This is a genomic window from Streptomyces broussonetiae, from assembly GCF_009796285.1.
GTDB lineage: Bacteria > Actinomycetota > Actinomycetes > Streptomycetales > Streptomycetaceae > Streptomyces > Streptomyces broussonetiae.
In genome coordinates this window covers 3904198-3923181 of record NZ_CP047020.1, presented here as the reverse complement: position 1 = coordinate 3923181, position 18984 = coordinate 3904198, and the positions used below count along the sequence as shown (strand labels likewise).

At 70.3% G+C, this 18984-nt stretch carries 19 protein-coding genes, 1 tRNA gene, 1 pseudogene and 1 riboswitch; of the genes and pseudogenes, 10 read left to right on the top strand and 11 right to left on the bottom strand.

Going from position 1 to position 18984, the window contains the following annotated elements; all coding sequences use genetic code 11:
• Positions 1–176: 176 nt before the first annotated feature.
• Positions 177–2252 (top strand): putative Ig domain-containing protein, encoded by a 2076-nt coding sequence (locus GQF42_RS18200; protein WP_158921247.1) that lies wholly within the window; start codon positions 177–179, stop codon positions 2250–2252.
• Between the two features lie 127 nt (positions 2253–2379).
• Positions 2380–2844, top strand: coding sequence for a hypothetical protein (locus GQF42_RS18195; protein WP_158921245.1), 465 nt, complete (start codon positions 2380–2382; stop codon positions 2842–2844).
• Here GQF42_RS18195 and GQF42_RS18190 read toward each other — a convergent pair whose 3' ends face one another.
• The gene (locus GQF42_RS18190) at positions 2845–3354 is read right to left on the bottom strand and encodes a type II toxin-antitoxin system PemK/MazF family toxin (protein ID WP_158921243.1); all 510 of its coding nucleotides are present in this window, start codon (positions 3352–3354) and stop codon (positions 2845–2847) included.
• Between the two features lie 216 nt (positions 3355–3570).
• Here GQF42_RS18190 and GQF42_RS18185 point away from each other — a divergent pair, with 216 nt between their 5' ends.
• Positions 3571–4323 carry an MBL fold metallo-hydrolase gene (locus tag GQF42_RS18185; RefSeq protein ID WP_158921241.1) on the top strand — a complete coding sequence of 251 codons (753 nt, stop codon included), beginning with the start codon at positions 3571–3573 and terminating at the stop codon, positions 4321–4323.
• 70 nt (positions 4324–4393) lie between these two features.
• Here GQF42_RS18185 and GQF42_RS18180 read toward each other — a convergent pair whose 3' ends face one another.
• Positions 4394–5641, bottom strand: coding sequence for a PTS transporter subunit EIIC (locus tag GQF42_RS18180; RefSeq protein ID WP_158921239.1), 1248 nt, complete (start codon positions 5639–5641; stop codon positions 4394–4396).
• Positions 5642–5813: 172 nt separating this feature from the next.
• A complete protein-coding gene (locus tag GQF42_RS18175) occupies positions 5814–7133 on the bottom strand; it encodes a PTS transporter subunit EIIC (protein WP_158921237.1) in 1320 nt (439 codons plus the stop codon).
• A gap of 207 nt (positions 7134–7340) precedes the next feature.
• Here GQF42_RS18175 and GQF42_RS18170 point away from each other — a divergent pair, with 207 nt between their 5' ends.
• The 3 genes from GQF42_RS18170 to GQF42_RS18160 all read left to right on the top strand — a co-directional run bounded on the left by GQF42_RS18170 (position 7341) and on the right by GQF42_RS18160 (position 8938).
• Complete coding sequence (locus GQF42_RS18170; RefSeq protein WP_158921235.1) at positions 7341–7574, top strand: glucose PTS transporter subunit EIIB; 234 nt, start codon at positions 7341–7343, stop codon at positions 7572–7574.
• A 78-nt stretch (positions 7575–7652) separates the two neighbouring features.
• On the top strand, positions 7653–8390 hold the full coding sequence (gene rph / locus GQF42_RS18165; RefSeq protein WP_158921233.1) for a ribonuclease PH: 738 nt from the start codon (positions 7653–7655) through the stop codon (positions 8388–8390).
• Between the two features lie 152 nt (positions 8391–8542).
• Positions 8543–8938, top strand: a complete 396-nt coding sequence (locus GQF42_RS18160) for a hypothetical protein (protein ID WP_158921231.1) — start codon at positions 8543–8545, stop codon at positions 8936–8938.
• Positions 8939–8959: 21 nt separating this feature from the next.
• Here the strand turns inward: GQF42_RS18160 and GQF42_RS18155 are convergent, their stop codons facing one another.
• The 4 genes from GQF42_RS18155 to GQF42_RS18140 are packed head-to-tail and all read right to left on the bottom strand — an operon-like array spanning position 8960 to position 12327.
• The gene (locus GQF42_RS18155; protein ID WP_158921229.1) at positions 8960–9739 is read right to left on the bottom strand and encodes a DUF1707 SHOCT-like domain-containing protein; all 780 of its coding nucleotides are present in this window, start codon (positions 9737–9739) and stop codon (positions 8960–8962) included.
• 9 nt (positions 9740–9748) lie between these two features.
• Positions 9749–10711, bottom strand: coding sequence for an ABC transporter ATP-binding protein (locus tag GQF42_RS18150; RefSeq protein ID WP_158921226.1), 963 nt, complete (start codon positions 10709–10711; stop codon positions 9749–9751).
• Position 10712: 1 nt separating this feature from the next.
• On the bottom strand, positions 10713–11489 hold the full coding sequence (locus tag GQF42_RS18145; RefSeq protein ID WP_158930278.1) for an ABC transporter permease: 777 nt from the start codon (positions 11487–11489) through the stop codon (positions 10713–10715).
• A 37-nt stretch (positions 11490–11526) separates the two neighbouring features.
• Positions 11527–12327 (bottom strand): ABC transporter permease, encoded by an 801-nt coding sequence (locus GQF42_RS18140; RefSeq protein WP_158921224.1) that lies wholly within the window; start codon positions 12325–12327, stop codon positions 11527–11529.
• Between the two features lie 825 nt (positions 12328–13152).
• Here GQF42_RS18140 and GQF42_RS18135 point away from each other — a divergent pair.
• Entirely contained in the window at positions 13153–16056 is a 2904-nt protein-coding gene (locus GQF42_RS18135) for a transglycosylase domain-containing protein (protein WP_158930276.1), read from the top strand.
• 27 nt (positions 16057–16083) lie between these two features.
• Here the strand turns inward: GQF42_RS18135 and GQF42_RS18130 are convergent, their stop codons facing one another.
• The 3 genes from GQF42_RS18130 to GQF42_RS18120 form a co-directional block, all read right to left on the bottom strand.
• Positions 16084–16404 (bottom strand): DMT family transporter, encoded by a 321-nt coding sequence (locus GQF42_RS18130; protein WP_158921222.1) that lies wholly within the window; start codon positions 16402–16404, stop codon positions 16084–16086.
• Between the two features lie 43 nt (positions 16405–16447).
• Positions 16448–16525: riboswitch (guanidine-III (ykkC-III) riboswitch) on the bottom strand.
• Between the two features lie 67 nt (positions 16526–16592).
• Complete coding sequence (locus GQF42_RS18125) at positions 16593–16952, bottom strand: GroES family chaperonin (protein WP_158921220.1); 360 nt, start codon at positions 16950–16952, stop codon at positions 16593–16595.
• A 43-nt stretch (positions 16953–16995) separates the two neighbouring features.
• On the bottom strand, positions 16996–17325 hold the full coding sequence (locus GQF42_RS18120) for a DUF3618 domain-containing protein (RefSeq protein ID WP_158921218.1): 330 nt from the start codon (positions 17323–17325) through the stop codon (positions 16996–16998).
• Positions 17326–17418: 93 nt separating this feature from the next.
• Here GQF42_RS18120 and bcp point away from each other — a divergent pair, with 93 nt between their 5' ends.
• From bcp to GQF42_RS18105, 3 genes and pseudogenes are all read left to right on the top strand, one after another.
• Positions 17419–17886 (top strand): thioredoxin-dependent thiol peroxidase, encoded by a 468-nt coding sequence (bcp, locus tag GQF42_RS18115; protein ID WP_158921216.1) that lies wholly within the window; start codon positions 17419–17421, stop codon positions 17884–17886.
• Between the two features lie 161 nt (positions 17887–18047).
• A pseudogene (locus GQF42_RS18110) lies at positions 18048–18155 on the top strand (HNH endonuclease); the annotation flags it as partial.
• An 83-nt stretch (positions 18156–18238) separates the two neighbouring features.
• Positions 18239–18323: transfer RNA gene (locus GQF42_RS18105), tRNA-Leu, on the top strand.
• 38 nt (positions 18324–18361) lie between these two features.
• On the opposite strand, the gene rdgB is transcribed toward GQF42_RS18105, so the two are convergent.
• Complete coding sequence (gene rdgB / locus GQF42_RS18100; protein ID WP_158921214.1) at positions 18362–18964, bottom strand: RdgB/HAM1 family non-canonical purine NTP pyrophosphatase; 603 nt, start codon at positions 18962–18964, stop codon at positions 18362–18364.
• Positions 18965–18984: the final 20 nt, after the last annotated feature.

The following is an 18984-nucleotide window of genomic DNA, read 5'->3' as shown; positions in this document are numbered from 1 at the left end:
GACGCCCGGGCCGGAGCTACGTTCCTCCCCGCACCCTGTCATGCCACGCTCACTCGGTGTCATGCGGGGTGTCTGTGAGTGTCATGCTCATGACTGCGCGGTTCCACCGCCGCTACGCGCGTCACGGGCCTGCCAACCCAGTGCGAATCCCCACTTCTAACCGGAGGCAGCACCCCATGCGTGAGTCACGCCCGAGCAGCCGGAGACGGAGTCTTCGAAGACTCGTCGCCGTCGCCTTCCCCGCCCTTGCTCTCACCGTCGCCGGGCTCGTCGCGGCACCGACGGCAGGGGCGGCCCAGGCGGCCGCTCCCGCGCCCCACACCTCCAAGGTGACCCAGAACTCCAAGGCGCTGACCGACCCCGAGCGGCAGACGTTCCACACCACCGGCAAGGCCGGCCAGAAGGTGCCGACCCAGCACCTGTGCGCCACCGCCGAGCCGGGCCACGCGTCCTGCTTCGCCCAGCGCCGTACCGACATCAAGCAGCGTCTCGCCTCGGCGCTCGCCGCCGCGACGCCCTCGGGCCTGTCGCCGGCGAACCTGCACAGCGCCTACAACCTGCCCACGTCGGCCGGTTCCGGCATGACCGTCGGCATCGTGGACGCCTACAACGACCCCAACGCCGAGTCGGACCTGGCCACCTACCGCTCCACGTACGGCCTGTCCGCCTGCACCAAGGCCAACGGCTGCTTCAAGCAGGTCAGCCAGACCGGTTCCACCACCTCGCTGCCGACCAACGACAGCGGCTGGGCCGGCGAAGAGATGCTCGACATCGACATGGTCAGCGCGGTCTGCCCGAACTGCAACATCGTCCTGGTCGAGGCCAACTCCGCGAACGACACCGACCTCGGCATCGCCGAGAACGAGGCCGTCTCGCTCGGCGCCAAGTTCGTCTCCAACAGCTGGGGCGGCTCCGAGGCCTCCTCGCAGACCAGCGAGGACAGCCAGTACTTCCAGCACCCGGGTGTCGCGATCACCGTCTCCGCGGGTGACTCCGGCTACGGCGCCGAGTACCCGGCGACCTCCCAGTACGTGACCGCCGTCGGCGGCACCGCGCTCTCCACCGCCTCCAACTCCCGCGGCTGGAGCGAGTCCGTCTGGAACACCAGCTCCACCGAGGGCACCGGCTCGGGCTGCTCGGCCTACGACCCGAAGCCGAGCTGGCAGACCGACACCGGCTGCTCCAAGCGCATGGAGGCCGACGTCTCCGCGGTCGCCGACCCGGCCACGGGCGTGGCGGTCTACGACACCTACGGCGGCTCCGGCTGGGCGGTCTACGGCGGCACCAGCGCCTCCTCGCCGATCATCGCCTCGGTCTACGCCCTCGCGGGCACCCCGGGCTCCGGCGACTACCCGGCGAAGTACCCGTACCAGCACACCGGCAACCTGTACGACGTCACCAGCGGCAGCAACGGCAGCTGCTCCCCGTCGTACTTCTGCACCGCCGGCACCGGCTACGACGGCCCGACCGGCTGGGGCACCCCGAACGGCACCGCCGCCTTCACCTCCGGGGGCGGCACCGGCGGCAACACCGTGACGGTCACCAACCCCGGCAGCCAGTCCACCACCACGGGCAGCTCGGTCAGCCTCCAGATCAGCGCCTCGGACAGCGGCGGCGCCTCGCTCACCTACAGCGCCTCCGGCCTGCCGACCGGCCTGTCCATCAACAGCTCCACCGGCCTGATCTCCGGTACGGCGTCCACCGCCGGCACCTACCAGGTCACGGTCACCGCGAAGGACTCCACCGGCGCCACCGGCTCGACCTCCTTCACCTGGACCGTCGGCTCCGGCGGTGGCGGCTGCACCTCGTCCCAGCTGCTGGCCAACCCCGGTTTCGAGTCGGGCAGCACCGGCTGGACCGCGACCAGCGGTGTCATCACCAACGACTCCGGTGAGGCCGCGCACAGCGGCTCGTACAAGGCCTGGCTCGACGGCTACGGCTCCTCGCACACCGACACCCTGTCCCAGTCGGTGACGATCCCGGCCGGCTGCAAGGCCACGCTCACCTTCTACCTGCACATCGACACCGCCGAGACCACCACCAGCACCGCGTACGACAAGCTGACGGTCACCGCCGGTTCGCAGTCCCTGGCGACGTACTCGAACCTGAACGCCAACTCGGGTTACGCGCAGAAGACCTTCGACCTGTCCTCGCTGGCGGGCCAGACGGTCACCCTCAAGTTCAACGGCGTGGAGGACTCCTCGCTGCAGACCAGCTTCGTCGTGGACGACACCGCCCTGACGACCGGCTGACCCTGCGAACGCTCCAGTGATCCCGCACGCGGAGATTCTCCGCGTGCGGGATCCTTTCTGCCCGCCGCTACGTCTCATCTGCACCACAAGGCCGCTCCCCACGGCCACGGCAGAAAGGCGAACCCCCATGCGCCGTACGACGACGACGTCCCTCGCCCTCGCGGGCGCCGTGCTGCTCCTTGCCGGATGCGGCTCGAAGAGCGGCTCGGACACGGACACCAAAGGCGCCGGGAAGGTGTCACCGTCGGCGCCCTCCGCGCCCGCCTCGGGCGGCTGCGCCTCCACCGTCGAGCTGAAGGCCGCCGACACCGGCCGCACCGTGTGCGTGGCCAAGGGCGGCGAGGTCCGGCTGACCCTGGACGGCACCAAGTCCCGACCCTGGAAGCCGGTCATGACCAGCGGCACCGCCCTCAAGGGCATCAACGCGGGCCTCGCCCTGCAGTCCGGCGACGCCACGGCCGCGTTCCGCGCGGCGGCCGACGGCACCGCGAAGCTGACCTCCACCCGGCCCCTGTGCGCCGAGCCCACCGCACCGGGCGGGGTGTCCTGCAAGGGCATCCAGGAGTGGATGGTCACGGTGACCGTGAAGTAGCTAACCCGCCAGGTGCCGTACCTGGTCCCACAGCACCGGGTCGACCACGCCGACCCGGCGCCGGAAGTCGCCGACCGGCACTTCGCGCAGTTCGTCGGTCTCCAGGAAGCTGGGCCTGCCCCGGGCGTCGCCGACCGCGCCCGGGGGCAGCGGGATCACCCCGGACCGTTCGTCGTGGAACTTGCTGGTGATCTTCGCGACCGTGGCCCGGTTCCCGCGCACCGCCAGCACCAGACAAGGCCGGTCCTTCGACCGGCCGTCGGCCGCCACCGCCCGGTCCGACGCGCTCCGCGCGGCCCCGGACGATTCCGCGCGGTCCTCATAGGGGACGTCCGCCCACCAGATGTCGCCCGGAACCGGCCGGGCGGCACGCGTGCGCTTACCCGCGCGGCCCGGCGGCCGAAGGCGCCGCCCACCGGGCCGGCGACCGCGGCCCCAGCCGTCGATGAGCGTGGCGACCAGCGCGAGCAGGACCACCGCCGCGAGCGCCAGCCACCATGACGTGTCCATACGACGACGTTACCGGCGCGCGTCGGTAATCGCGCGCCCTTGGCGGATCCTTCTGCGCCCCCGGTCCAGCCGAACCGGTGACAGCGCAGGTGAGTTCGCCCACAACGGCCCTTTGCGGAGGAGCGACCCGCGCTTTCGCGCCTTACGCTCGACAAACCGCACGACCCCCGTTTTCCTGCCCATTTGATCTTTCCCGCCAACGGAGGTTTCTGCTTCATGAAGCTCACCGTCGTCGGCTGCTCGGGGTCGTTCCCGTCCGCGGAATCGGCCTGCTCGAGCTACCTCGTCGAGGCCGACGGCTTCCGGCTGCTCCTCGACATGGGCAATGGCGCCCTTGGCGAGCTGCAGCGCCACTGCGGTCTCTACGACCTCGACGCGATCTTCCTCAGCCATCTGCACGCCGATCACTGCATCGACATGCTCGCGTACTTCGTCGCGCGCTACTACCGCCACGACGGCGGCCGCTGCGACCCGATCCCGGTCTACGGCCCCGAGGGCACCGAACAGCGCCTGACCACGGCCTACGACGACGTCCCTTCCGCCTCTTCGATGAGCGAGGTCTTCGACTTCCACACGGTCAAGCCCTCCACGTTCGACATCGGCCCGTTCACGGTGCACACCGAGCGGGTCCGCCACCCCGTGGAGGCGTACGCCATCCGCGTCGAGCACGCGGGGCGGACCCTGACGTACTCCGGCGACACGGGCGTCACCGAGGCCCTGGACGAGCTGGCCCGGGACGCCGACCTGTTCCTGTGCGAGGCCGCGTTCACGCACGGCAAGGAGGAGATCCCCGACCTCCACCTCAACGGCCGTGAGGCGGGTGAGACGGCCGCGCGGGCCGGAGCCCGGCGCCTGGTCCTCACCCACGTTCCGCCGTGGACCGACCCCCAGGTCAACCTCCGCCACGCGCGTGAGGTGTTCTCCGGTCCGGTGGAACTGGCCACGCCGCGGGTCACGTACGAGATCTGACGCCCCCTGCACATGACGAAGGCCCCCGGAGCCGCAGCGCTCCGGGGGCCTTGCCGTCATACCGTGACCGTCACGCCTTCGTGAGGTCCTCGATCTCCTCCTCGGGCTCGCGGCCCGGGGTGGGGAGGTTGAACCTGGTGATCGCGAAGCGGAAGACCACGTAGTAGATCGCCGCGAACACCAGGCCGATCGGGATGATCAGCCATGGCTTGGTCGCGAGGTTCCAGTTGAGCGCGTAGTCGATGAAGCCCGCGGAGAAGGTGAAGCCCGCGTGCACGCCGAGCGCCCAGGTGACCGCCATGGACAGCGCCGTCAGCACCGCGTGGATCGCGTACAGCAGCGGGGCGATGAACATGAAGGTGAACTCGATGGGCTCGGTCACACCGGTGACGAACGAGGTCAGGGCGAGCGAGACCATCATGCCGAGGACGGCCTTGCGGCGCTCGGGACGGGCCGAGTGGGCGATGGCGATCGCCGCGGCCGGCAGACCGAACATCATGATCGGGAAGAAGCCCGACATGAACATACCGGCGTGCGGGTCACCGGCGAAGAAGCGGTTGAGGTCACCGTGGACGATCTGACCGGCGGAGTTCTTGTAGTCGCCGATCTGGAACCAGGAGACGGTGTTCACGAACTGGTGCATGCCGACCGGGATCAGCGCGCGGTTGACCAGACCGAACAGACCCGCGCCCAGCGCGCCGAGACCGGTGATCCACTCACCGGCGTGGGAGATGCCCTCACCGATGGGCTTCCAGATCAGCCCGAAGAAGACGCCCATCAGCGTGCCGACGAAGGCCATGATGATCGGCACCAGCCGGCGGCCGTTGAAGAAGCCGAGCCAGTCCACCAGCTTCTTGCGGTGGTAGCGCTGCCACAGCACGGCGGAGAACAGACCCATCAGGATGCCGCCGAGCACACCGGGGTTGTTGTAGGTGGCCTCGACTATCTTGCCGCTCTCGATGTGCTGCTGGGTCAGCGGGAACGCCTTCAGCACGTTGCTGTAGACCAGGAAGCCGACCAGGGCGGCGAGTGCCGTCGAGCCGTCGGACTTCTTGGCGAAGCCGATCGCGACGCCGATGCAGAACAGCATCGGGAGATTGTCGAAGATCGCACCACCGGCCGTGGCGAACACCGCCGTAACCTTGTCGGGCAGGTGCAGCTTGTCATGGACGTCCTGCTGTCCGAGACGGAGCAGGATGCCTGCCGCCGGCAGTACGGCGATCGGGAGCTGGAGGCTGCGGCCGACCTTCTGCAGGCCCTGGAACAGGCCGGATCCCCGCTTCTTTGCGGGGGCCGCCGTGGCGGTGGCGGTGCTCATGGATGGTTCCTCCATCGGTGGTGGTCTACACCACTCAGTGGTGTAGACCTGTTGTAGCACGATGAAGGTGGGATAAGGAACCGCGAAATCCGCTACCGGCACGCTACGCGGCGTGCTGATGTGCTAAAGGAACCTAAGGGCCTTTGTCCACGGTGACTTTCGGCCCCCGGGGTCAGGCCTTGGTGATGTCCTCGACCTCGTCCTCCGGCTCGCGGCCCGGTGTCCTCAGGTCGAACTTCGTGATGGCGAACCGGAAGACGGCGTAGTAGACGGCCGCGAAGCACAGGCCGATCGGGATGATCGCCCACGGTCTGGTCGCCAGGTTCCAGTTGATCACATAGTCGATCAGGCCGGCCGAGAAGCTGAAGCCGTCGTGCACGCCGAGCCCCCAGGTCACCGCCATCGAGGCGCCGGTGAGCACGGCGTGGACGGCGTACAGCACGGGCGCGATGAAGAGGAAGGAGTACTCGATCGGCTCGGTGATGCCCGTCACGAACGACGTCAGCGCCACCGAGAGCATCAGGCCGCCGACCTCCTTGCGCCGGTGCGGCCTGGCGCAGTGGGTGATCGCCAGTGCCGCCGCCGGCAGCGCGAACATCATGATCGGGAAGAAGCCCGAGGTGAACTGGCCCGCGTGCGGATCGCCCGCCAGGAACATGTTGATGTCGCCGTGCACCACCGTGCCGTCCGGCTTGGTGTAGCTGCCGAACTGGAACCAGATGGGCACGTTCAGGAACTGGTGCAGGCCGACCACCAGCAGCGCGCGGTTCGCCACCCCGAAGACGCCCGCGCCCCAGGCGCCCGCGTCCCGCAGCCAGTGGCTGAAGCTCTCCAGCCCGCTGCCGATCGGCGGCCAGATCCACAGGCACAGCGCCGCGAAGACGATCGCGACGAACGCCATGATGATCGGTACCAGCCGGCGGCCGTTGAAGAAGCCGAGCCAGTCCACCAGCCTGGTGCGGTGGAAGCGGGCCCAGAAGAAGGCGGCCAGCAGACCCATCACGATGCCGCCGAAGACGCCCGGGTTCTGGAAGGCGAAGGGCGTCACCGAGCCCGTCCCCGTGCCCACGGTCACCTGGCAGCCGACCTGCGGGATCACCTTCGCCCCGCCGGGGCACGACTCGGGGAACTGGTGCAGGACGCCGTAGTAGACGAGGAAGCCCGCCACCGCCGCGAGCGCCGTCGAGCCGTCCGCCTTCTTCGCCATGCCGATCGCGACGCCCACGCAGAACAGCAGCGGCAGGCCGAGGGAGCCGTCGAGCAGGGCACCGCCCGCCCCCACCATGACCTTGGAGACGTCCGTCCAGCCCAGCCCGTCCTTGCCGAACACGTCCGGCTGGCCCAGCCGGTTGAGGATGCCCGCCGCGGGCAGCACCGCGATCGGCAGCTGGAGGCTGCGGCCCATCTTCTGCAGGCCCTGGAAGGCGCGGTTCCAGCGCTCCCGTACCGGACTGACCGCAGGAGTGGCGCTGCCTGCGCTCTCGGCGCTCATGGGCGACCTCCGGCCACTCGACTCGCACGCGGTTCGTCGGACGCGGTTTGGCTACCGTCCCCGTGGTGGTGTAGACCAGTCGACGGACGGTTCCGCTGCCGTGATCGCCATCATTGGGCACGTACGGCACGACCGCTCGCGAAGATGGGCCAACTGTGGGTTACTGCGACCAAGCGGTTCGGATCAGGGAAGTCAGGGAGACAGGACATGGCCAGCAAGGCTGAGAAGATCGTCGCCGCACTCGGCGGACTCGACAACATCGAGGAGATCGAGGGCTGCATCACCCGGCTGCGCACTGAGGTCAACGACGCCTCGCTGGTGGACGATGCCGCCCTGAAGGCCGCCGGCGCCCACGGTGTCGTCAAGATGGGCACCGCGATCCAGGTCGTCATCGGCACCGACGCCGACCCGATCGCCGCGGAGATCGAAGACATGATGTGAACCGTGCCGGTTCACCTGTAAGGGGCTCTTCCCGACGCGGGAAGGGCCCCTTGCGCATGTACGACTAGGCTCCATGTCATGTCTCGCATCGACGGCCGTACCCCCGAACAGCTCCGCCCGGTCACCATCCAGCGCGGATGGAGCAAGCACGCCGAGGGCTCCGTCCTCGTCTCCTTCGGCGACACCAAGGTGTTCTGCACCGCCTCCGTGACCGAGGGCGTCCCGCGCTGGCGCAAGGGCAGCGGCGAGGGCTGGGTCACCGCGGAGTACGCCATGCTGCCCCGCGCCACCAACACCCGGGGCGACCGCGAGTCCGTCAAGGGCAAGATCGGCGGCCGTACCCACGAGATCTCCCGGCTCATCGGCCGCTCCCTGCGCGCCGTCATCGACTACAAGGCGCTCGGCGAGAACACCATCGTCCTCGACTGCGACGTCCTCCAGGCCGACGGCGGCACGCGGACGGCCGCCATCACCGGTGCCTACGTGGCGCTCGCCGACGCCGTCGCCTGGGCCCAGGGCAAGAAGCTGATCAAGGCCGGCCGGCAGCCGCTCACCGGCACCGTCTCCGCCGTATCGGTCGGCATCGTCGGCGGCGTCCCGCTCCTCGACCTGTGCTACGAGGAGGACGTGCGCGCCGAGACCGACATGAACGTCGTCTGCACCGGCGACGGCCGCTTCGTCGAGGTCCAGGGCACCGCCGAGGCCGAGCCCTTCGCCCGCGACGAACTGAACGCCCTGCTCGACCTCGCCGTCACCGGCTGCACCGAACTGGCCGCGATCCAGCGCGCCACGCTGGAAGCCGCCCTCGGAGAGTAAACGGCGGACCAACGCGGGGAAGGGCACGCGGGCAACCCGCGTGCCCTTCCCCGCGTCCTAGGGATACGGGCCCTCGACCGGGTCCGCACGTGTCTCAACGGGCCCTGCGGTCTACGGATCCACAGGCCCGACCAGAGGAGGGGATCACCACCATGGCCGTCAGCCGACGCCGTCTCACCACCGTCGCCGCCGTCGTGGCCACGGCCGCGTTCACCGCCGGCCTCACCACCGGATGCGACAGCGTCGACAAGGCCCTGGACTGCGTGCAGACCGCCGACTCCATCGCCGACAGCGTCACCGCCCTGCAGCAGGCGGTGGAGAACGCCACGAACGATCCGACCCGGGCCGACACCTCCCTCGACGCCATCGAGAAGAACCTCGACAAGATCGGCGACAAGACCGACCACGCCGACGTCAACAAGGCGGTCGACCACCTCAAGCAGGCCGTGGAGAACGTGCGTACGGCCGTCAGGAACGGGGACAGGACGCCGGACGTGAGCCCGGTGACGGCTGCGGCCGGTGAGCTGACCAAGGTGTGCACCAAGTAGGGCTGCTCCCGTACTCCTCGTTCACTCCCCGTGCCGACGGCGCTCGCGCTCTTCCTGCCGTTCCTCGCGCCGGGCCCGGTACAGCTCCTGCCGGGCCTCCCTGCGCTCCAGCCGCTCCTGCCGGCGCTGCTCCTTGAGCCGTTGCTGCTCGGCCCGGGTGACCTTGCGGGACACACCGACCCCGCCCCAGAAGGCGAATCCGCCGATGACGACCCGCGGAGCGCCCGGCTCGGGCGGGCCGTCGTCGCGCGGGTGCTCGAAGCCGCCCATGATGCCGACGCCGCGGACGACGACCTCCACACCCGGCGGCACGATCACCTGCACCCCGCCCATGACCGCCACGCAGTTGATCACGACCTCGTGGTCCGCGAAGTTCGCCTCGCGCAGGTCGATCTCGCCGCCGCCCATGAACGCGAAGCCGTTGAACCGCCTGGGCACCGTCCAGCGGCCCTTGCGCTCGAACCCCGACAGGATCGCGACCCCACCCGCCGATGACCCCTCGCCGCCGACGATCCGCGAGGCCCAACTCCCGCTCTGGGCAGGCGCCTTGGTGAAGGAGACCGGCGTGGGACCGGCCGGCGCGACGGCCGTCGGCAGATCGCGGGTGAGCGGGGCCAGTTCACCGTAGGTGCGCGCCTTGTAGGCCGCCTCCAGCCGCTCCTCGAACTCCACCATGTCGAGCCGGCCCTCGGCCAGCCCGTCCCGCAGGACCTCGGCGACCCGCTCACGGTCGGCGTCGGAGGCACGAAGGTCCGGGACAGGAGCAGAGGCCCGGTGGTCCGGGACCGCGTCGTCGGTCATGGCAGCAGCCTACGAGACGGCCTTCTCCGCGTACATCTTGGCGATGACGGCCTCGATGTCCGGTTCCCGCACCGACAGGTCCACCAGCGGATACCTCGCCGCGAGATCCGCCACGACCGGCGCCGCCGACTGCCCCGCGGGGAACGCCAGGTACTGACGCGGCCCCTCCACCCTCACCACCCGGGCCGAGGGCACCTCGACCGGCGGCAGCTCCCGCTCCAGGTCCACCACCAGCGTGCGCTCGCTCTCCCCGGCCTCGTGCAGCCCCGCGAGCGGGCCGTCGTACATCAGCCGGCCGTGGTCGATCACCATCACCCGCGAGCACAACTGCTCGATGTCCTGCAGGTCGTGGGTGGTCAGCAGCACGGTCGTACCGCGCTCGGCGTTCAACTCCTTCAGGAAACCGCGCACCTTGGCCTTCGAGACGACGTCCAGCCCGATCGTCGGCTCGTCCAGGTACAGCACCTCCGGATCGTGCAGCAGCGCCGCCGCGATGTCCCCGCGCATCCGCTGCCCCAGCGACAGCTGCCGCACCGGCACGTCCAACAGCTCGCCCAGCTCCAGGAGTTCGACACACCGCTCGAGGTTCTCCCGGTAACGGGCCTCGGGGATGCGGTACATGCGATGCGCCAGCCGGTACGAGTCGAGCAGCGGCAGGTCCCACCACAGCGTCGTACGCTGCCCGAACACCACCCCGATCCGGTGCGCGAGGCGCGTGCGCTCCCGCGACGGGTCGATGCCCGCCACCCGCAGCCGCCCCCCGCTCGGCGTCAGGATGCCGGTCAGCATCTTGATCGTGGTCGACTTCCCGGCGCCGTTCGGCCCGATGTAGCCGACCATCTCGCCGCGCGCCACGCTGAACGACAGCGAGTCCACCGCCCGCACCTCGCGCCGCTCCCGCTTCATGAACCCGGTCTTCCTGCGCACCTCGAAGACCTTCTCGACGTTCTCGAGCGTGATGAAATCGCCCACGCTAGCTCCCTGTGCTCCGATACGAACGAAGTCCCGCCCGCCACGCCAGCCCCGCCAGCGCACAGCAGCCCGCCGCCACCAGCGGAGGCGTGAACGCCACCCACCCGGGCAGGTCCAGCGGATAGGGCCGCCCGAGGACGTAGGCGGCGGGCAACCAGTTGACGAAGGCCAGCGGCAGCAGGAACGTCACCCCGCGCACCAGCTCCTTCGCGAACACCGTCGGCGGATACTGCAGCAGCGTCGTCCCGCCGTACGTGAAGGCGTTCTGCACCTCGGAGGCGTCCTGCGCCACGAACTGGAACGCCGCCCCCGCCACGAACACCGCGCAGAAGATCGCGCAGCCGCTCGCCACCGTCACCGGCATCAGCAGCAGCTTCAGCGGCGTCCAGTCGATCTCCACCCGGGTGAGCGCCCAGCCCAGCACCAGCGAGCCCTGCAGCACCCGGCCCAGCCGCCTGAGCGCGAACCGGTCGGCCGCCACCTGCGCCAGCACCGGCACCGGCCGCACCAGCAGCGTGTCCAGCGTGCCGTCCCGCACCCGGCGCCCCAGCCGGTCCATCGACCCGATCGCCAGGTCGGCCAGCCCGAAGGACGCCGCCGACAGCCCGTACAGGAACGCCACCTGCGGCAGCGAGTAGCCGCCGAGCGCGTGCACCCGCGTGAACATCAGCATGATCGCGACGAAGTCGAAGAAGGTCGCCGCGAAGTTCCCGAACGTGGTCATGACGAAGGACGCCCGGTAGGCCAACGTGGACCGCACCCACATCCCGGCGATCATCCAGTAGGCCCGCACGCCCGCGACGAGACGGCTGTCCTCACCCACCCTGGACCACCACCCGTCGGGTCGCCGCCGACTGCATCATCCGGCCGAGCCCCAGCAGCGCCACCGCCCACGCCCCCTGGAACAGATACGTCCGCCACGGATCCGCGTGCCCCAGCAGCACATCCGCCGGTGCCTGGAGCAGCGACGACCACGGCAGGGCCCGTACGACCTCGCCGAGCGCGCCCGGGAAGACGTTCAGCGGCAGCAGCATCCCGCTGCAGAAGTAACCGGCCAGCCACATCATCTGCCCCACGCCCGTGCCGTCCAGCAGCCAGAACGCGCACAGCGCCACCAGGTAGCGGAGGCCGAAGCTGACCACCATCGCCAGCAGCACGGTGACGAGGAAGGCCAGCCAGGTACCGGCGTCGGTGGGCAGATATGCCGGAAAACACAGTGCACCGAAGACGAAGGGGACCACCCCCCGCCCGAGCAGCTGGAAGAAGGCCCGGCCGAGATCGGCGGCGAGCCACCACAGCTGAAGATCGGCGGGCCGGTACAGGTCGATCGCCACGTCCCCCGTACGGATGCGATCCATCAGCTCCTCCTCGACGCCCCCGCCCCCGATCGCGAGCGTCGACAGGAACGCCTGCCCCAGCCACACATACGTCACGGCCTGGGCCTGGTCATAGCCTCCAAGGTGCGGCTTCGCATCCCACAGGGCGCGATACGTGTACACGAGAATGAGCCCGAAGACCGTGTTCGTGAACACCCCTGCCGCAGTGGCCGCCCGATACGTCGCGTACCGTCTGAATCCCCCCGTCGCGACGGCCACGTACAACCGTCCCGTGCCCATGCCAGTCAACCTCCCGGGACCGCTCGACACCGAAGCGCAGGAGCCTAGTCCGCAGCCCCGGTGACCGGCCACGCAATTTCCGTGACGGAAGCGTGCCGGGATCCGGGAACGGAACGCCGGGTGCGAGAGTCTTCAAACTGGGGGCGCAGAAGGCGTACGAGGCGTACGGGAACGTACGACGCGAAACAGGAGTCCGTGCACGACATGAGCGACGAGCCACAGCCGCAGCAGCCGAACGAAGGCGTGGCGCCGGGAAAACCGCTGCCGGCTGAAGGGCCCGGCACCCCGGGCGACGGGACGAAGGAGGCCGAGGGGGCGGAGCGAAGGGGCCGGGCGGGATCGGCAAAGCCGGCAAGGACCGAGGGGTCCGCGCAGGCGGGCGAGGCCGAGCAGGCCGCCCGGGCCGGGAGCGGCCGAACGGGTGAGCAGGCCGACCAGGCCGAGCAGGCCGGGGGCGGCCGAACGGGTGAGCCGACGGCGCCCCGCGACGGCTCCGCCCAGGACCGCACGGCCTCGATGGCCCGCGCCCGGCAGGCGGCCCGCGCAGGGACGACGTCCGGCCGGGCCGCAGAGTCCGGCACGGGCCCGGCATCGGGCGGGGCCCCCGCTTCCGAGGATGCCTCCGGCTCGGGGTCGGATTCTGGTTCGGGTTCCGGTACCGGCTCGGGCTCCGCTTCTGCTTCCGGCCGGGCTGCCTCGTCCCGCGGTGATTCCGCGGCCGATGCGCCCTCCTCCTCTGCCCCCTCCTCCTCTGCCTCTTCCGCCCCCTCCGCTCCCGCCCCCACCGCCGGAGCCGAGAAGCCCCGGTCGCCCGAGAGCACGCAGGTGCTGCGGCGGGTCAGTGCGCCCCGGGGACCTCAGGAGGAGCGGCCGGCCAAGCCGGCCGGGGCGGGTCAGGGCCCTGGTGAGACGCGGGCGCCCGAGACCACCCAGGTCCTGCGGCGGGTCAACGCTCCGCGCACGCCCGAGCCGGGCGAGAGCGCGGCCACGGAGCCGAACGCCACCGGCCGCACCCCTCGTCCGTCCGCCTCGGACACCGCATCCCGAGCCACCCGGCAGGGCGGCGCCGCCGGTGCCGCAGCCGCCGGTGCCGCAGCCGCCGGTGCGGCGAACGCCGCCGCGGGCCGGGCATCCCAGGCGGGCGCCGCAAAGGCCGCGGGCGTGGCAGCCACCGGCGCGGCGGGCGCAGGCACCCGGGGCCCCCGCCCCGCCCCCGGCACCGCCACCTCCCGGCAGATCCCCGGCCAGGCCTCCGCCCGCTCCGGCGGGTCCGCCGAGGAGGCCACCGCCCTGCTCGGCGCGACCGACGCCTCCGCCGGTGGCCCCGGCGTCCCGGGCGGGCCCGGCGACGGAGGCAACGGCAACGGCGGCGGCCCGGGCAAGGGGAAGAAGAAGCGGCCCAAGCGGACCGGGTGGCGGCGGATCATCCCCACCTGGCGCATGGTGCTCGGCACCTTCGTCATCGGCCTGCTCGCGCTCATCGCGCTGTTCTTCGTCGGCTACTCGATGGTCAACATCCCGCCGGCCAACGCCCTCGCGATCAAGCAGAGCAATGTCTACCTCTACGCCGACGGCTCCCAGCTGGCCCGCGACGGCGACATCAACCGCGAGAACGTGAGCCTCGCCCAGGTCTCCAAGGACGCCCAGCACGCGGTGCTGGCCGCCGAGGACCGCGACTTCTACAGCGAGTCCGCCGTCGACCCCAAGGCGATGCTGCGCGCCGCCTGGAACACCGCGACCGGCAAGGGCACGCAGTCCGGCTCGACGATCACCCAGCAGTACGTGAAGAACTACTACCTGGCCCAGGAGCAGACGCTCACCCGCAAGGCCAAGGAGTTCTTCATCGCGATCAAGCTGGACCGCACCAAGTCCAAGGACGAGATCCTCGAGGGCTACCTCAACACCAGCTACTTCGGCCGCAACGCCTACGGCATCCAGGCCGCCGCCCAGGCCTACTACGGCAAGGACGCCGCCGACCTCGACCCGGCCCGCGCCGCCTACCTCGCCGCGCTCGTCAACGCGCCGAGCGAGTACGACGTCGTGGCCCACCCGGAGAACAAGGCCGCCGCCGTCGCCCGCTGGAACTACGTCCTGGACGGCATGGTCAAGAAGGGCTGGCTCAGCCAGTCCCAGCGGGCCGGGATGAAGTTCCCCATGCCCAAGGAGCAGACGCTCTCCACCGGTCTGTCAGGCCAGCGCGGCTACCTGGTCCGGGCGGTCAACGACTACCTGACCAAGAACAACATCCTCGACTCCGACCAGCTCGCGGCCGGCGGCTACCGCATCACCACCACCATCCAGAAGAACAAGCAGGACGCCTTCGTCAAGGCCGTCAACGACCAGCTGACCTCCAAGCTGGACAAGAACAACAAGGTCGACAACTACGTCCGCGCGGGCGGTGCCTCCGTCGACCCCAAGACCGGCGAGGTCGTCGCGATGTACGGCGGCATCGACTACGTGAAGCAGTACACCAACGGCGCGACCCGCGGTGACTTCCAGGTCGGCTCGACGTTCAAGCCGTTCGTGTTCACGTCCGCCGTGCAGAACGGCTCGACCACCCAGGACGGCCGCCAGATCACGCCGAACACGATGTACGACGGCACCAACGAGCGTCCGGTGCAGGGCTGGAACGGCGGCTCCTACGCCCCGCAGAACGAGGACCAGAAGTCGTACGGCCAGATCACCGTCACCAAGGCGACGGACCTGTCCGTGAACGCCGTCTACGCACAGATGGCCGTCGACGTCGGCCCCTCCAAGGTCAAGCAGACCGCGATCGGCCTCGGCATCCCCTCCGACACCCCGGACCTCCAGCCGTACCCGTCCATCGCCCTCGGCACCGCCACCGCCAGCGTGCTGGACATGGCGCAGGCGTACGCGACGCTCGCCAACCACGGCCAGCACGGCCAGTACACGCTGGTCAAGAAGCTCACCAAGGACGGCACGGACACGATCAAGCTGCCCGGGCAGTCGGTCAAGCAGGCCGTCAGCAGGGAGGCCGCCGACACCACCACGGCCATGCTGCAGAGCGTGGTCGAGAACGGCACCGCCTCGGCCGCGCAGGCCGTGGGCCGCCCGGCGGCCGGCAAGACCGGTACCGCCGAGAGCGACACCGCCGCCTGGTTCGCGGGCTACACCCCCGACCTGGCCACCGTGGTCGCCGTCATGGGACAGGACCCGGTGACCGCGCAGCACAAGTCGCTGTACGGCGCCCTCGGCCAGCCGCGTATGAACGGTGGCGGTCCGCCGACCCAGATCTGGACGCAGTACACGCGCGACGCGCTCCAGGGCACCCCGGCCTCCGACTTCGACCTCCAGCTCGCGTCGGGCGCCGACCAGCCGCAGGCCCCCAGCGCCGGCTCCTCGGCCCAGCCGGGCACGACCGGTGACCAGAGCACCGGCGGGACCACCACCGGTACCCCGACCACCGGAGGCACGACCGCGAGCCCGACCGCCGGCGGGACCACCACCGGCACCCCGACCACCGGCGGCACGACGACGAACGGCGCCACCACGACCGGCGGCGGTACGACGACCGGCGGCGGCACGGGCACGACGGGCGCCACCACCGGCGGGGGCACGACGACCGGCGGGGGCACCACCGGCGGCGACACGACCGGCGGGGGTACGACCGGCACGAGCCCCAGCGGCGGCACCCTCGGAGGCGGTGACGCGACCGGCGGCGGTACGACGGGCACGGCGGCCGGCGCGGGCGGCGGCCCCGGCACCTGACGCATGTGACGCCTGCCGCCTGATGTCTCAGTGACCGCTGGTCGCCTTCAGCCCCACGACGGCGACCAGCAGCAGACAGACGAAGAAGATCCGGGCGGCGGTGACCGGCTCACCCAGCACCACCATGCCGAGCACCGCCGCACCGGCCGCGCCGATACCCACCCACACGCCGTAGGCGGTACCGATGGGCAGGGACTTCGCGGCGTACGACAGCAGCACCATGCTCGCGACGATGCCGGCGCCAGTGAGCACGCCCGGCACCAGCCGGGTGAAACCCTCGCTGTACTTCATCCCGATCGACCAGCCCACTTCCAGCAGACCGGCGACGACAAGCAGAACCCAGGCCATGACAGGCACCTCCGGATGGCATCGAGAGATATCTCGGAACGGGGGTGCGTCGTCTTTTCCTGGGGGGTCGGGGATCCCGGTACGGCGCGTCTCGTCGGGCTGACCTTCTTCGAATCTAGCAAAGAGACGACAAAGAGGAACGGCAAAGGGGCTGGTGACGATGGTCACCAGCCCCTTGGACCGCCGGATTACAGGTACAGGCCGGTGGAGTCCTCGGACTCCTCGAACCGGTCGGCGGCCACCGCGTGCAGATCACGCTCGCGCATGAGCACGTACGCCACGCCCCGTACCTCGACCTCGGCCCGGTCCTCCGGGTCGTACAGGACCCGGTCACCCGGCTCCACGGTCCGCACGTTCTGCCCGACCGCGACGACCTCGGCCCAGGCCAGTCGCCGACCCACCGCCGCGGTGGCCGGAATCAGAATGCCGCCTCCCGACCGCCGCTCACCCTCACCGGCGTCCTGCTTGACCAGGACCCGGTCGTGCAGCATGCGGATGGGCAGCTTGTCGTGGTGAGGGGTGCTCTGCTCGTTTCTGTTGGCGCTCACGCCTTGAACCTACCTGCCTTCGCCCCGTACGTCCGCGCCCGGGTCAGGCCCTGCGCCGCTTGCGGCCCACGGTCAGCAGTCCGACGACGCCGACGGCGAGCAGCGCGACGGGTACGACCCGCTCGAGCCGGGGCGCGCCCTCTTCGTCGACGAACTGCGCCCGAACCTGACTCACCACCCGGTTGACCTGGACGTATGCCCGCCCGACGGTGTGATCGAGATTGGCGACGACCTTCGCCTTCGCATCCCCGATGATCGTCTGCGGATGGACCCGCACCCCGATCTCGTCGAGCGTCTCGGCCAGCACTTCACGGCGGCGCTTGATGTCCGCCTCGATCTGCGCCGGGGTTCTGGTGTCCGACGTGTCCGCCACCGTACGGCCTCCGAAGTCTGCTGATGCTGTTCCGGACAGTTTGTCAGCTCCGCGCCGCGCCGCACCGCAAGGGCCCCCGGTTACCCTGGCCCGATGAGCGAGCGACTCCAGCCGGGGGACGTGGCCCCCGCCTTCACCCTCCCCGACGCCGACGGCAACGAGGTGTCCCTTTCCGCCCACAAGGGCCGCAAGGTCATCGTCTACTTCTACCCGGCCGCCCTGACCCCGGGCTGCACCAAGCAGGCCTGCGACTTCACGGACAACCTGGAGGTCCTGGCCGGCGCGGGCTACGACGTCCTCGGCATCAGCCCCGACAGCCCGGAGAAGCTCGCGAAGTTCCGCGAGAAGGAGTCGCTGAAGGTCACCCTCCTCGCCGACCCCGACAAGAAGGTCCTGGACGCCTACGGCGCCTTCGGCGAGAAGAAGAACTACGGCAAGACGTACATGGGCGTCATCCGCTCCACGATCGTCGTGGACGAGGACGGCAAGGTCGAGCGAGCCCTCTACAACGTCCGTGCCACCGGCCACGTGGCCAAGATCCTCAAGGATCTGGGGATCTGAAGGCCTGTACCTGCAGTTGGCGGCTCGCACCGGAGTGACCTGGTGCGGGCCGTCTGCTCTTTTCCGGGCGTGACTGTCCGACAAGCGGTTCGTTACTCCGTACGAGCTGCGAACGCACAGCCGGAACGGAGGGGGTTTGTATGGGGGTCGGCGCGTACACCGGGGAGCGGCTGCTGGAGGTCGATCACATCGACGGCGACTGGCGTGACAACCGGATCGAGAACCTTCGTCTTCTCTGCCCCAACTGCCACGCGGCCACGAGTACCTGATGCCGAGGAGGCGGACGGCGAAAGGCGCAGCCCCGTACACTGGGCGAGGCGAAACGGCGTGCAGGTGAATAGTCCGTTTTGGGGCGGCCGTGGCGAAATAGGCGATACGCGCGGGTTTTAGGTGCCCGTGGGAGAAATCCCGTGTGGGTTCGAGTCCCACCGGCCGCACAGGTGAGGGGCCGTCCGTCCGGGCGGCCCCTCTTCGCTCAGCCCAGCAACTCCCGTACCACCGGCACCAACGCCCGGAACGCCTTCCCCCGGTGGCTGATCGCGTTCTTCTCCGCGGCGCTCAGCTCGGCGCAGGTCCGCGTCTCGCCGTCCGGCTGGAGGATCGGGTCGTAGCCGAAGCCGTTCGTGCCGGCGGGGGCGTGGCGCAGGGCGCCCCGGAGCTGACCCTCGACCACCCTCTCCGTGCCGTCCGGCAGCGCCAGGGCGGCCGCGCAGGCGAAGTGCGCGCCCCGGTGTTCCTCGGCGATGTCGGAGAGCTGGGCCAGCAGCAGATCGAGGTTGGCCTTGTCGTCGCCGTGCCGGCCGGCCCAGCGGGCCGAGAAGATACCGGGGGCGCCGTTCAGGACGTCGACGCACAGGCCCGAGTCGTCGGCGACGGCCGGCAGCCCGGTGGCCCGGGCCAGGGCGTGGGCCTTGAGGAGGGCGTTCTCGGCGAAGGTGACGCCGGTCTCCTTGACGTCCGGGACCTCGGGGTAGGCGTCCGCGCCGACGAGTTCGTGGGGCAGTCCGGCGTCGGCGAGGATGGCCCTCAGTTCGGTGATCTTTCCGGTGTTTCGGGTGGCGAGGATCAGGCGGGTCATGCCCGCCAGTATTCCTCCTC